The following is a 13,821-nucleotide window of genomic DNA, read 5'->3' on the forward strand; positions in this document are numbered from 1 at the left end:
CGGCGGGGCGGCGGGCGGCGCCGAGGAGGCGGTCCGGGCGGGTGTCGGGGTGATGGCCCGGGGCTCCGCGGCGGGGGCCTCCTGGGGGGCCGTCCGGGCCTCGGTGGGGGCACGGGGGGCGGGTTCGGCGGCTGCCGCCGCCAGTGCGGCGTCCAGCCGGGCGGCGACGTCGGCGGGCATCGGCGGGGTCTCGACGTCACCGAGCAGCGCCTGGACCTCGGTCAGCGCCTCGACGGTCTCGCGGCACTCGGCGCAGCCGTCCAGGTGCCGGCGCAGCGCCTCGGCGGCCTCGGCGGGCTCGACCAGGCCCTCGGCCAGGTCGGCCAGCTCGTCGATCGACGGGTGGGCCCCGGCGGGTTCGGGGGAGGAGAGGGGGGCGCTCATCGCGGACTCGCGTCTCCTTCCAGAATCGTCCGGCCGGCGTTCGGGCCTGTCCCTGTGACGGTGCGGGGGCCGGTCGGGTTCCCCCGGGCACCGGATCGCGCCGGCGGTGTTCCACGTGGAACATCCGATCCGTCGCCCGGGCCGCCCGGGTCCGCCGGTTCGCGCAGGTGCCGCACCAGCGGCAGCAGCCGGGCCCGGCCGCGGGCGCAGCGGCTCTTGACGGTGCCGACCGGGACGCCCAGCAGCTCGGCGGCCTCGGCGACCGGGTAGCCCTGCATGTCGACCAGGACCAGGGCGGCCCGCTGCTCGGCCGGCAGCTCGGCGAGCGCCGCGGTCAGCTCGCGCCGCACCTCGGCCCGGACCACCGGGGAGTCGGCCGGCTCGGCCGCGCCGACCAGGGTGTCCAGCCGCTGCGGGTCGTCGTCCAGCGGGGTGGTGCGGCGGGTGGCGCCGCGCCGGGCGCGGTCCAGGCAGGCGTTGACCACGATCCGGTGGAGCCAGGTGGTGACCGCCGAGCGGCCCTGGAAGCCGGCGGCGGCGCGGAAGGCGGAGACCAGGGCGTCCTGGAGGGCGTCGGCGGCCTCCTCGCGGTCGCCGAGGGTCCGCAGGGCGACGGCCCAGAGCCGGTCGCGGTGCCGGTTCACCAGCAGCCCGAAGGCCTCCGGGTCGCCGGCGACGTGCCGGGCGAGCAGCGTCGCGTCGTCGTCGTCCGCCACCCTTCGACCCCCTTGATCCTCCGTAGGCGCGGACCGTCCGTCAGCCGAAGACCTTGACCTCGGCGACGTGGCCGCGGAACTTTCCGTCGCCATCCTTCGGCAAAGCGGTCAGCCAGATCAAGACGTAACGCGTGGTGATCGGGCTGTCGAGGGTGTAGTCGACGCTGGGGCCGCTCTTCTTGCCGCCCCCGGCGACGGTGTAGGCGGTCAGCGGCGCCTTCTCCGGGTTGTCCCCCGCCTGGGCGGTGGGAACGCGCAGTTCGGCCGTGGTGGTGCCGACGAACTGGACGCTCACCGAGCTGACGGACTGCGGCGTGCCGAGGTCGACCAGCAGGCCGGTGCCGTCCCGGAAGCCGCCCGGGGCGAGCTGGTCGTCGTACCCGAAGGTCGGCCAGTCCGTGCCGGGGTCGCCGTCGATGGTCTTGGGGAGGAGGTAGGCGGAGGACGAGTCGCCCTTCGGGTTGTACGAGAGGGCGGCCTTCGGCTGGATCGGCACCGGGGTGTGGGCGGTGGCCTTGGCGGCGGTCGGCGCGGAGCTGCTGGTCGAGGACTGCGGGGCGGCGACGGCCTGCCCGTTGTTGCGCAGGTGGTCGACGAACTGCCAGGAGGCGACGCCGATGGCGCCCAGGGCGACCGTCCAGGCCGTGGCCTTGACGGCCCGTCGCAGCCGCCGCTTGGTGCGGCGGGTGCTGGTCGGGCGGGAGGAGGCGGGCAGCGGGGCGACCGCCGGGTCGGCGACCCGGGTGGGGTTGGGCGCGGTGGGCAGTGCGTGGGTGTTGTGCCGGGGCGGGGCCGGGAAGGCGGGCAGCTCCGGCTCGGGCTGGCGGATGCGCGGCATCCGGCCGATCTCCCGGGCGAGTTCCTCCGGGGTGGTGATCGGCTCGGCGTGGTGCGGCGGGTGGTCGAACAGGGCGCGCGCGGCCAGTTCGGACAGGCCCTTGTGGACCCCGGCGCGGATCTGGTCCGGCGCGGCGTTCTGCAGGCCCTTGGGCAGGCCCTTCAGGTCGTAGCGGTCCTCGGGGTAGGGCCAGCGGTGGGTGAGCGCGGCGAACAGCAGGGCGCCGATCGCCCGGGTGTCGGCGCGCTGGGCGTCCTCGGCGGTGTCGTCGGTGGGCAGGCCGCGCAGCGCGGCGTCGACGGCGATGCCGTTGATCCGGTACTGGCCGCTGTCGGTGCGCAGCACGCAGCGCGGGGTGAGCCGCAGGTGGGCCTGGCCGCGCCGGTGGGCGGCGGCCACCGCGTCGGTGACCTGGCGGACCATCTGGTACGCCTCGTGCGGCTCCATCGGGCCGTTCGCGAGCAGCCGGGCGAGGTCGGAGGCGTGCGGCAGCCACTCCCGGACGACGTAGGCCAGCTCGCCCTCCTGCACGGCGTCCAGCACCTGGACGAAGCGCGGGTCGCCGAGCAGGGCGGCGGACTTGGCGGCGGCCAGCACCTTGCGGGCCCGCTGGTGGCCGGAGGCCATCAGGTGGACGCCCACGGCCCGGCGGAGCTTCTCGTCGACGGCGCGCCAGCTGCTGAAGGTCTCGGTCTGGGAGATGCACTCCTCCAGCCGGTACCGGTGGCCGATCTTGTCGCCGCTGTGCCGCAGCGGGGCGGGGAGGGTGCGCGGGAGGGTGGCGGTGTCGCGCGGGTCGAGGGTGGGCTGCGGGTCGGTGGGGCGGCGGCGCTCGGCGGCCGGGGCGGTGCCGGCGGGCTTCTTCCGGGGGGAGCCGGCGGCCAGTTCGGCGGCGATCTCCCGTGCCGAGAGCGGGGCGGTGATCTCCGCGGTCTCCTCGCCGGTGCCGGCCTCCGGCCCGGCGGCCGCGGCGCTTGCGGCGCCCTTGCCGGCGGCGCCCTTGCCGGCGGCGCCCTTGTCGCCGGCGCTCTTCCCGCCGGCGCGCTTCGCACCGGTCTTCGGGGAAGCGTTCCCGGGGGCGGGCGAGGCGTCGTCCGGGGAGGCTGCGTCGGCGGCGCCCGGGGTGGTCTTCCCGCCCTCGTCGAGCTCGTCGATCGCCGCGGCCAGTGCGGCCTCGTCCGCCGCCTCGTCAGCTGCTGACGTGTCGACGACCGCCTTGGTGCCATCAGCCACCGTGGTCCTGCCTCCCCTTGTGTCGCCCCGGCCTGAGAGAGTCGCTGGAGCGCGCGGGTCGGTGTCCCGGTGCTCCAGGACAATTGTGCCCACTCTTCTCCACCGGGTACGACCGCTGAGGGGGCCGCTCGGTTGCGTACCGGTGGAGAGATGTGGTGCAGAACCGACACCGGGCCGTCACGGCGCCCGGGTCGGGGGCGGCGGCACAGCACTCGGCCGGACGGGCGGAGGAGCTGTTCGCTCCGGTTGACGCCCGGTCAAGGGCGCCCGCTCGTCCGGCCGGTCGGTACGGCGGTCAGCGGCCCAGGCGGCCGCGGACCATGCCCAGCATGGCGTTCAGCTCCTCGATCCGCAGGCGCTTCGCGATGAACGCGAAGACCAGCAGCTGGAGGCCGCCGCCCAGGACGACCGAGAGCACGCTGCCCGGCCAGCCGCCGAGCACCTGCTGGATCCCCAGGCTGACGCCGAGGCCGACCACGGCGGCCGGGACGCAGGCGGCCGCCAGCCGGCTGTACGTCCGGCCGATCCGCTTGCTGTCCAGCCCGCCGATCTTCTTCTTCAGCTTCGGCAGGGCCACCGTCACCCCGACGGCGTAGGCCAGGCCGTAGCCGAACGCGATCCCGATCACCGTCCACTCGGCGGGCAGCAGCACCCAGCACAGCAGGGCGAAGCCGGCCTGGCAGACCGCGACCCAGACGGTGTTGGTGAACGGCGTCCGGGTGTCCTCGTAGGCGTAGAAGCCACGCAGCATCACGTACTGGGCCGAGTAAGGGATCAGGCCCAGCGCGAAGGCGGAGAGCATCAGGCCGACGTTGGTGGCGGCGTTCAGGACGGTCGCGTTGCCGCCGACCGCGTAGATCGAACGGCCGATCGCCGGGCCGAGCGCCAGGAACAGGAACGCGGCCGGGACGACCGCCACGGCGGTGGTGCGCAGGCCGTAGGAGATGTCGTCGCGGACCGCGCCGGCGTCCTCGTCGGCCGCCGCGCGGGACAGCCGGGGGAGCACCGCGCTCATGATCGACACGGTGATCACGGCCTGCGGGAGCTGCCAGATCAGCAGCGCGTTGGAGAACGCGGCCAGACCGACACCGCCGTGCCCGGCCGCCGCGGCGGCGTCACCGGCCTTGGTGGACAGCTGGGTGATCACCAGGTAGCCGGCCTGGTTGGCGAGCACGAAGAAGAAGGTCCACTTCGCCAGCCGGGCGGCCTTGCCGAGGCCGTGGCCGCGCCAGTCGAAACGCGGCCGGAAGCGGAAGTCGGCCGCCCGCAGGTACGGGATCATCGCCAGCGACTGGACGACCAGGCCGATCAGGGTGCCGATGCCGAGCAGCCGGACGCCCTCGGGCGAGATGGTCTCGGGGGTGACCTGGGTGCTGCCGAAGCCGCCGAACACCCAGATGTACGCACCGAAGGTGAAGATCACCACGATGTTGTTCAGGACCGGGGTCCACATCATCGCGCCGAACCGGCCCCGGGCGTTGAGGACCTGGCCCATCACCACGTGGATGCCCATGAAGAAGATGGTCGGCAGGCAGTACCGGGCCATCGCCACCGTCGTGTCGGCCCGCTCCGGGGTCGACATCATGTCGTGCGCGATCAGCTGGACCAGCACCGGCGCCCCGAGCACGGCCAGGAAGACCACGCCCGCGAGCCCGACCATCACCAGGGTGAGCAGCCGGTTCGCGTAGGCGGTGCCGCCGTCCTCGTCGTTCTTCATGCTGCGCACCAGCTGCGGCACGAAGACCGCGTTCAGCGCGCCGCCGCCGATCAGGATGTACAGCAGGGTCGGCAGGGTGTTCGCCGAGTTGTACGAGTCACCCATCACGCTGACGCCGATGGCCGCGGTGATCACCATGGTCCGGACGAAACCGGTGCCGCGGGAGACCAGCGTGCCGGCCGCCATGATCGCGCTGGAGTTCAGCAGGGACGCGACCTTGCCGCCGCCGGAGGCCGCGGCGGGCTCGGCGGCGGGCGGCGGCCCGGCGGCGCGCTCGGCGGCGCGCTCCTCGGCGAGGTCCGCCAGCGGCTCGACCGCCGGGGGCACCGCGACGGCGGCCACCTGCATGGTGGCCTCCTCCTCGGAGAGCGGCGGGTCGAACTCGATCGGCGGCACGAAGGGGTGCTGCGCGTTCGGGCCGCCGTGCGGCGGCTGCGCCGGATGCCCGCCCATCGGCGGCTGCCCCGGATGCCCGCCCATCGGCGGGAGTGGCGCGGGTGGGGCGGCCGGGTACGGCGCCGGTCCGGCGGGCGGGGCCGCCGGGGCCATCGGCTGGGCCGGGGCCGGCTGCGGTGCCGGCGGCTGCGCGGCGGCCTGGGGCGGGTGGCCGCCGAACAGCGCGTCCACCCCGACGTACTCGGTGGTCTCGGTGTCCCAGGCCGAGTGCGCCGGCCCGGGCTCCCACGGCCCCCGCGGCCGCTCGGGGCCGCCCCACGCGCCGTCGCCGACCGGGGCCTGCTCCTGCTGCCAGCCGGGCTGCGCCGGGGCGTCCCAGCCGGGCTGCACCGGCGGCACCGGGGGCGAGAACGGGGCCGCGGCCCGGTAGGGCGTCGGCGGCACCGGCGTCGGGTAGCCGCCGCCCTGCGGGGGCAGCTGCGGCGGCACGTCGTACGCGGTGGCCGGCTGCTGCGGCGCGGCCGGCTGGCCGGCCCGCAGGCCGTAGGGGTCCTGACCGTCCGGCGGGCTCCCGTACGCCTCGGCCGCGTACGGGTCCTGGGCGTAGGTGTCGGCCACGTACCAGTCGCCGGAGGGCGACTCGGCGCCCGGCCGGCTCTCGGCGCGGCCCGGCGGCCGCTCCTCGCTGCGCCCGGTCATGTCACCTCTTCGCTGTCGTGGGGGAGGCCGGCCCGGCGTCGCGGGCGGTCGGCGGTATCAAGGACCAACCTTCTCATCACCGGCCGTCCGATCCCGGCCATCGGCGCCGCTGTCGCGCGGTGTCTGCGCGGGGGCGCGGTCCTCGCCGCCGTCGTCGCCGTCCTGGTCGCGGTCCTGGTCGGGGCCGTGGTTCCCGGTCGGCCCGGCCGCCCCGCCCGCCGCCGGGTCGTCGTCGACCGGCTGGTCGCCGTCCTCGTGCGGCTGCCCGCCGCGCCGCTTGCGCTGGCGGACGAACCGCAGCGCGGCCAGCAGCAGCAGGACGCCGGCGCCCGCGAAGACGTACAGCACGCCGTTGGTCACCGAGGTGACCTCCACGGTGAAGGTCTGCGGGTCGCCGTACGGCTGCGGGTTCGGGCCGGTGGTCATCAGCTGGGCGGTCACGGTGACCGGGCCGTTGTTGCGCGCCTCGGCGTTGAACCGGAGGGTGACGCTCTGCGAGGCGGGGAGGACCAGCTCCTCCTCCTTGCCCAGCCGCAGCCGGTTCGGCTGGGCCGAGGTGAGCACCAGCTTCAGGTTGGTGACCGTCTGGGTGAGGCCGTTGCGCACGCTGACCTGCAGCTGGCCGGTGTTCCCGGCCAGCGTGACCACGGTCTTCTTCGGCACCTGGACGGCGTTGGTGAGGTCCTTCAGGTACTTCTTGACGCCGTCGCGGTAGGTGTTCCCGGCCGGTGCGTCGGTGCGCCACTCGGTGGACAGCGAGCGGACCATCGCGGCGCTGAACGGGCCGCGCACCCGCTGCGGCAGGGTGAGCACCCGCATCAGGGTGTCCAGGTCGTGCTGGATCCCGTCGGTGGTGCTCAGGTCGGCGGCCGGCAGCTCGGTGGCCCGGGTCTGGGTGGGGTAGTCGGTGGCCGCCGGGACGGCGGTGTTGGCCTTCGGGTCGGGCGTGGCCTGGGCCAGCTCGTCCAGCCGGACCGGGGCCAGCCACTTGCCGGACGCCTGCTGCAGGGCGTTCGCCAGCACCTTGGCGGTGCCGACCGACAGCTCGCGCGGCGGCATGACCAGCAGGCCGCGCTGGTTCTGCGGCTGCTCGTGGGTGATCGCGAGGGTCTCGGCGAGGAAGCGCTGGGTGGACCGGGTCTGTGCCTGCGGGTCCTCGAGGTCGCCCTGGAACAGCGCGGAGACGGTGTCGTCGGCGACGACGGCGCTCTGCCCGTTGCCGATCGGGCGCACCGCGGTCGGGGTGTACGGGACGGAGTCCGGGTCCGGCATGCTCGTGCCGTCGACCAGCAGCAGGCTGCTGCCGGCCTGCTGGGCGATGCCGGCGATCTGCTGGTCGAGGTGGCCCTGGTACGGCCAGGCGACGTCCGAGCGGGTGTCGATGCCGAGCCGGCCCTCGACGGTCAGCCGGCCGGCGGTGGCCGCCTTGTTCAGCGCGGTGCCCATCCCGGCCAGGTCGGCGCCGTTGTGCGCGATCGAGGCGAGGTCCGGGTCGGCGTACGGCAGCGAGACCACCTGGGCGCCGTTCTTGCCGACGGCGGCCCGCAGCTTCTCCAGCCACGCGGTGGCGGCGGCCGAGCCGGTGCCCTGGACGGTGTTGTCGTCCCGGGCCGGCTTGCCGACCGACTCGGTGCCGGGCTTCTGCACCCGGTACGACTTGTTGGTCATCGCGAAGGCGGTGTCCAGCAGGTCCGGATCGATCATCCAGGTCAGCCCGGGCAGCTTGGCGCCGGTGTCGACCAGCTCGTACAGCCGCCCGCCCGGGGCGAACTCGGCGGCCAGGCTGTCGTTGCGCAGCACCGGGACGGTCTGGTCGTTCTCGGCGTACGTCTGCGCGGCCAGCACCGGCGCGTGCGTCAGCGGCCAGAGCGTGGTGACCTTCGTCGGCTGCGCCTCGACGCCGCCCGGGTTGTACGGCAGGAAGGTGCGGGCGATGCCCAGCGGCCGGTCCCGGGAGTTGTCGCCGGTCGAGCCCCAGGCGTCCACGGCGAGCTCGTACACGCCGCTCTCGGACAGCCCGAGGTCGCTCACCGCGACGCCCAGGGTGTACTGCTGGCTCTGGCCCGGGCCCAGCTCGGGCAGGGCGTACTGGGGGCTCTCCAGCTCGGCGCCGTCCCGCTCCATCGGCGTGCCGCGGCCGGCCACCATGGCCAGGTCGCCGCGCCGCTGCAGCGGCTTGCCGCTGTACGGCTTGCGGACGGCCGCGTGGGCGCCCTTGAGGACCGACTTGCCCGCGTTGGTGACGTGCCCGGTGATCGTCACGGTGCCGTTCGGCGCGGCCACCTGCGGAGTCATCGTCTCGATGGTCATCACCACCGGGTACTCGGCGGAGGCGCCGCTGTCGGAGGCCTGCCGGACGTCGCCGCCGGCGGTCAGCGCCACGGCCGGGGCGGCCGTGAACAGGGTCGCGGCGGCCGCACAGGCGGCGGCGAGGCGGCGGGCGGCGCGCCGCCCCCGGCCGGTTCGTTCGGCAGGGCGCTCGGCCCGTCCAGGCTGTCGGTGCGCCCCCAGGCCCGAGTGCCGTGCCGGCTCGCTCACTCGTTCCGCCCTCGCCGTTCTCGATCGCTCGCTGCTGATGCTGGTCGCCCGGCGCTGCCCGCCCGGCGTGATTCACTCGACGCTCTCCGCCGCGCTGCTGCCGGGAGGTTCCGCCGGCCGTGGCGACGCGTGACACCGCATCCCCTGTCCGGTGTCCGAGACTCGTCCACCGGCATGGTAACGATGCAGCCCGGCACGCAGTGTTGCGGGCTGTGGGGTGAGACGCTGGAAACGCGCGGGCGGTTGACCTGCCGGGGCACGTACCCTTGTGAGCCGTGTCCACTGCCAATGAGCCCACCGCGCGCACCGACCGTTCCAGCACCGCCGTCCAGGTCGTCCCAGGCCTGAGCGAGGCCCAGACGCTGGGGCTGCAAGAGCTGCTGCGGGTCTCACCGGTGGCCGACGAGATCGCCCGCCGGTTCCAGGCAGCCGGGCACCGGCTGGCGCTGGTCGGCGGCTCGGTGCGGGACGCGCTGCTCGGCCGGCTCGGCAACGACCTGGACTTCACCACCGACGCCCGCCCGCAGCAGGTGCTCAAGCTGGTCAAGGGCTGGGCCGACGCGGTCTGGGACGTCGGCATCGCCTTCGGCACCGTGGGCGCCCGCAAGGACACCCCCGAGGGGTCCTTCCTGATCGAGATCACGACCTACCGCTCCGAGGCGTACGACCGCACCTCCCGCAAGCCCGAGGTCAGCTACGGCGACACCATCGAGGAGGACCTGGTCCGCCGCGACTTCACGGTCAACGCGATGGCCGTCGACCTGCCCGGCCGCGGCTTCGTCGACCCGCACCACGGCCTGGACGACCTGGAGGCCCGGGTGCTGCGCACCCCCGCCACCCCCGAGGAGTCCTTCTCCGACGACCCGCTGCGGATGATGCGCGCCGCCCGCTTCGCCGCCCAGCTGGACTTCGACCCGGCGCCCGAGGTGGTCGCCGCGATGACGGCGATGGCCGAGCGGATCACCATCGTCTCGGCCGAGCGGATCCAGGCGGAGCTGAACAAGCTGCTGCTGTCCCGGTACCCGGTGAAGGGCCTGCGGCTGCTGGTCGACACCGGGCTGGCCGGGTTCGTGCTGCCCGAGCTGCCCGCGCTGCAGCTGGAGCGCGACGAGCACCACCGGCACAAGGACGTCTACGAGCACTCGCTGACCGTCCTGGAGCAGGCCATCGACCTGGAGCAGGACGGCCCGGACCTCACCCTGCGGCTGGCCGCGCTGCTGCACGACATCGGCAAGCCGCGCACCCGCCGCTTCGAGTCGGACGGCCGGGTCTCCTTCCACCACCACGAGGTGGTCGGCGCGAAGATGACCCGCAAGCGGATGCGCGAGCTCAAGTACTCCAAGGAGCTCACCGAGGACGTCTCGCGCCTCGTCGAGCTGCACCTGCGCTTCCACGGCTACGGCGGCGGAGAGTGGACCGACTCGGCGGTGCGCCGCTACGTCACCGACGCCGGCCCGCTGCTGGAGCGCCTGCACAAGCTGACCCGCTCGGACTGCACCACCCGCAACAAGAAGAAGGCCGCGACGCTGTCGCGCACCTACGACGGGCTGGAGCACCGGATCGCCGAGCTGAAGGAGCAGGAGGAGCTGGACGCCGTCCGCCCGGCGCTGGACGGCAACCAGATCATGGAGCTGCTCGCCCTGAAGCCCGGCCCGATGGTCGGCAAGGCGTACAAGCACATGCTCGAACTGCGCCTGGAGCACGGCCCGATGGAGCACGACGCGGCGGTCGCCGCGCTGCGCGAGTGGTGGGCCGGCCAGCAGCAGGGCTGACGGACCCGGGGCGCCGGGACACGACGAGGGGGTGGCCCCGGCACTCGGCCGGGCCACCCCCTCGTCGCGTTCGTCGGTGCGGTCGGCCTCAGCTGATCTGCTTGAGGCAGAGCACGTAGTCCAGGGCCGGCCAGTTGGGGTGCTTGCTGGTGTACCAGCTGTCCGCCTTCGACTGCTTCTCGCAGACCTTCTCGTCGGAGGTGGCCGGGTACTTGTAGACCACCTTGTACTGGGCCTTCGGGTCGCTGCAGGGCAGCATCGTGACCTTCGGGTGGGTGTCGGTGGTCTCGCTGGTGCCGTTCTCGTTGCGCAGGCAGTCGCCGACCTTGGCGTCGTCCACGCTGTCCTTGGGCGTCGGGGTCGGGGTCGGGGTGAAGGTCGGCAGCGGCGGCGGGGTGTACGTCCAGGTCGGCGAGGGCAGCGGCTTCGGGGTGAAGGTGAACGGCGTCGTGGTCGGCGTCGTCACCGCGAACGGCGCGGGGTTGTCCTTGCCAGTCGGGCCGAGCGCGCCGGTGGCGGCCAGCACCACCGTGACGACCAGCGAGACCGGCAGGATCAGCATCGCGATGCTCGGCCGGCGGCCGAGCGGCACGCCCGGGTCGAGCTGCGGGCCGTGGGTGCCCGGGGCGGGCGGCGGCAGCTTGTTGATCTTGCTGTTGGAGAACAGGTTCATCAGCAGGGTGATCGGCGCCATGACCACCGACACCGGGCTCCACCAGCCCTGCACCAGGGTGCGGGAGGACATGTCGCGCACCGTCGCCGTCCCGCAGGTGCGGCAGAACGGGCCGGACATCCGCAGCATCCGGTAGGCCAGGATCAGGCCCTGGTGGCCGCGCACGGTGGTCTCCACGGCCGGCATGCCGCCGCAGAAGCGGCAGGCGGGGCCGTCCATCGGCGGGTAGCCGTAACCGTCGCCGCCGTAGCCGCCGGCCCCTCCGTAGCCGCCGCCGTAGTCGTAGCCGCCGGGCGGCTGGGCGCCGTACGGCGGCTGGGGCGGCGGCGGGGCGCTCGGGTAGCCGTACCCGGGCTGGCCCACGGGCGGGGGCGGCGGGGCGCCGTAGGGGTTTCCGGCGGAGTACGGGTTGCCGTCGGGCGGCGGCGGCGCGCCGTACGGCATCTGCGGCGGCGGAACGGACAAGGGGTCCCCCAGGAGAGCGGTGGTGACGAAGGGTTCAGGACGACTGCACCGGCGGTTTGCCGGTGCCGGTGCCGGGTGCGGCGGGAGTCATCGGGCCGAGGCAGAGCACGTACCGCTTCTTGTTCCAGCGGCGGCCGCTCTTGCCGGAGACGGCGAAGCTGGTCTGCGACGTCTGCCGGCAGCGGTTGACGTCGCCGGTGTTCTCGAACTTCGACACTACGCGGTAATTGGCGCTGGAATCAGAGCACTTGACGACTTTCTCGACGCGGCCGCCGCCCACGTGCACGCAGTCGCCGGGTTTGGCGCTGCTGACGCTGGGGCCGGCCACGAAGTAGGCGACGCCGAGCACGGCGCAGCCGCCCAGCGCGCCGAAGAGCCGCAGCTTGGTGCGGCCGCGCTTGGCGGGGGGAGCGGCGGGAGGAGCGGCGGGAGCCGGTGCCGGGTAGCCGGGCGGCGGCTGCTGGCCGTACGGCTGGGCCGGCTGGCCGTAGCCGGGCTGCCCGTGGGCGGGCTGGCCGTACGGCTGGGCGGGTTGCCCGTACCCGGCGGGCGGGCCGTACCCGGCGGGCGGGCCGTAGGCCGGCGGCGGCCCGAAGCCGGGCGGGCCGGGCGGGGCCGGCTGCGGCGGCACGGGCGACGGCGGCGCGTACCCGGGCGGCGGCCCGTACGGGCTGGGCGGTGTGCTCATCAGTTCGTCCCCCGAGACCGAGTGCTGTCGCTCCGACAGGTCTGAGTACCTTAGCGAGTCGGTCCGACGCCATTTGTCCCGAGGTCCCGCCGGTTTTCCGGCCGGTCGGGGTGCGGCGTCACCGCGCCACCGGGTCAGTGGCCGGCCGGGCCCGTTCCGGTCGGCGGGCGTCGGCGGGCGGCGCGCAGGTAGAGGACGGCGGTGAGCGCGTACACCGCGGCGACCCCGACCACCACCGCGACCGAGCGGCCGGACAGCGGCAGCACCAGCGCGGTGACCAGGGCGGCGGCCACGAAGGCCACGTTGAACAGCACGTCGTAGACGGCGAAGACCCGGCCGCGGTACTCGTCCTCGACCGACTCCTGCACCACCGTGTCGGCGCAGATCTTGGTGCCCTGGGTGACCACCCCGAGCAGCAGGGCCGCGATCAGGCAGGGCACCACGGTGAAGCTCAGGCCCAGCGCTGGCACGAAGACCACCGGTGCCACCAGGCAGGCCGTCATCCACCCGGCCAGGCCCAGCCGGCGGGTGCACCAGGGGCTGACCACCGCGGCGGCGAAGAACCCGGCGGCGGACAGGCCGACCGCCTGGCCGAGGGTGGCGAGGCCGGCCGCGCTGTCGGTCGGGTCGTTGAAGGTGTACCGGGCGAGCATCACCACGACCACGATCAGCACGCCGTAGCAGAACCGGGCCGCGGTGACGGCGGCCAGCGCGTGCACGGCGGGCCGGCAGTCCCGCACCAGGTGGCGCACGGCCGCGCCGAGTTCGGCGGCGGCCCGTCCCAGCGCCTGGCCGAGCCCCGGGCGGTCGCCGTGCTGCTCGGGGCCGAGCAGGTCGCGGTCCATCCGGCGGGCGGCGAGCGCGGCCGAGAGGTAGAGCAGCGCGGCCACCGTGACCAGCGCGGCGTCCGCGCGCGGCCCGGGGGTCATCACCTGGTGCAGCAGGAAGCCCAGGCCCCCGCCGGAGGCGGCGGCGACGGTCCCCAGGGTGGGGGAGAGCGCGTTGGCGGTGACCAGCTGCTCCTGCTCGACCACCCGGGGCAGGGCGGCGGACAGGCCGGCCAGGATGAACCGGTTGAGCGCCGTCACCAGCAGCGCGGAGGCGAAGAACAGCCAGGTCGGCGCCTCGGCCAGGAGCAGCGCGGCGGTGCCCAGGCCCAGCCCGAAGCGGGCCAGGTTGCCGACGTAGAGCACCTGGCGGCGGCGCCAGCGGTCCAGCAGCACCCCGGCGAACGGGCCGATCACCGAGAACGGCAGCAGCATCACGGCCAGCACCGAGGCGATGTCGGCGGGGGAGGACTGCTTCTCCGGGGAGAACACCACGTAGGCGGCGAGCGAGACCTGGAAGACCCCGTCCGAGAGCTGGGAGAGCACCCGGGCGGTCAGCAGCCGCCGGAAGTCGCGTCCCCGGAGCAGGTCGGCGAGCGTGGCGCGGTGCGCGGACTGGTGGGTGCTGCCGTTCTCGGTGATCGCCACCCGCCCAGGGTGCCACGGAACCCCGCGCTGTTTCACGTGAAACATCGGCAGGGAAAAGGTGAAGGGCTCACGATCCGGAGATCGTGAGCCCTTCGGTCACGCTAGAGCCGTCAGCTCAGCGCTCAGCGCTCGACAGTCGCGAACCTCGCTGCGCTCAGCGCTCAGCCCTCGACAGTCGCGAACCTCGCTGCGCTCAGCGCTCAGCCCTCGACAGTCGCGAACCTCGC

The 13,821-nt window shown here is 74.5% G+C and carries 9 protein-coding genes; 1 reads left to right on the forward strand and 8 read right to left on the reverse strand.

Features of this window, described 5'->3' with window-relative positions; all coding sequences use genetic code 11:
- From VM95_RS35440 to VM95_RS35460, 5 genes are all read right to left on the reverse strand, one after another.
- On the reverse strand, positions 1-384 hold a 384-nt coding region (locus VM95_RS35440), incomplete at its 3' end, for a cupin domain-containing protein (RefSeq protein WP_045704935.1).
- On the reverse strand, positions 381-1,193 hold the full coding sequence (sigM, locus tag VM95_RS35445) for an RNA polymerase sigma factor SigM (RefSeq protein ID WP_078861057.1): 813 nt from the start codon (positions 1,191-1,193) through the stop codon (positions 381-383). The genes sigM and VM95_RS35440, both read right to left, overlap by 4 nt.
- Entirely contained in the window at positions 1,141-3,171 is a 2,031-nt protein-coding gene (locus VM95_RS35450) for a protein kinase family protein (protein WP_052707771.1), read from the reverse strand. The genes sigM and VM95_RS35450 overlap by 53 nt, the downstream gene beginning before the upstream one ends.
- Before the next feature lie 295 nt (positions 3,172-3,466).
- Positions 3,467-5,983 carry a murein biosynthesis integral membrane protein MurJ gene (gene murJ, locus VM95_RS35455; protein WP_052707772.1) on the reverse strand — a complete coding sequence of 839 codons (2,517 nt, stop codon included), beginning with the start codon at positions 5,981-5,983 and terminating at the stop codon, positions 3,467-3,469.
- 57 nt (positions 5,984-6,040) lie between these two features.
- On the reverse strand, positions 6,041-8,521 hold the full coding sequence (locus VM95_RS35460; protein ID WP_052707773.1) for a DUF6049 family protein: 2,481 nt from the start codon (positions 8,519-8,521) through the stop codon (positions 6,041-6,043).
- A 344-nt stretch (positions 8,522-8,865) separates the two neighbouring features.
- Between VM95_RS35460 and VM95_RS35465 the strand changes: the two genes are divergently transcribed.
- Positions 8,866-10,293: a CCA tRNA nucleotidyltransferase gene (locus VM95_RS35465; RefSeq protein WP_045704944.1), complete on the forward strand. Its 1,428-nt coding sequence runs from the start codon at positions 8,866-8,868 to the stop codon at positions 10,291-10,293.
- Positions 10,294-10,381: 88 nt separating this feature from the next.
- Here VM95_RS35465 and VM95_RS43925 read toward each other — a convergent pair whose 3' ends face one another.
- The 3 genes from VM95_RS43925 to VM95_RS35480 all read right to left on the reverse strand — a co-directional run bounded on the left by VM95_RS43925 (position 10,382) and on the right by VM95_RS35480 (position 13,594).
- Positions 10,382-11,431: an LppU/SCO3897 family protein gene (locus VM95_RS43925; RefSeq protein ID WP_157882282.1), complete on the reverse strand. Its 1,050-nt coding sequence runs from the start codon at positions 11,429-11,431 to the stop codon at positions 10,382-10,384.
- 34 nt (positions 11,432-11,465) lie between these two features.
- Positions 11,466-12,119 carry an LppU/SCO3897 family protein gene (locus tag VM95_RS39450; RefSeq protein WP_052707775.1) on the reverse strand — a complete coding sequence of 218 codons (654 nt, stop codon included), beginning with the start codon at positions 12,117-12,119 and terminating at the stop codon, positions 11,466-11,468.
- 134 nt (positions 12,120-12,253) lie between these two features.
- Positions 12,254-13,594 (reverse strand): MFS transporter, encoded by a 1,341-nt coding sequence (locus VM95_RS35480; RefSeq protein ID WP_244179082.1) that lies wholly within the window; start codon positions 13,592-13,594, stop codon positions 12,254-12,256.
- Positions 13,595-13,821: the final 227 nt, after the last annotated feature.

The organism is Streptomyces rubellomurinus, from assembly GCF_000961885.1.
Taxonomy (GTDB): Bacteria; Actinomycetota; Actinomycetes; order Streptomycetales; family Streptomycetaceae; genus Kitasatospora; species Kitasatospora rubellomurina.

What these genes read in the sequence shown, in the direction of transcription:
- sigM (WP_078861057.1), bottom strand. Translation starts at nt 1,193, where the DNA reads ATGGCGACGGAAAGTTCCGCGGCCACGTCGCCGAGGTCAAGGTCTTCG.
- murJ (WP_052707772.1), bottom strand. Translation starts at nt 5,983, where the DNA reads ATGACCGGGCGCAGCGAGGAGCGGCCGCCGGGCCGCGCCGAGAGCCGG.
- VM95_RS39450 (WP_052707775.1), bottom strand. Translation starts at nt 12,119, where the DNA reads ATGAGCACACCGCCCAGCCCGTACGGGCCGCCGCCCGGGTACGCGCCG.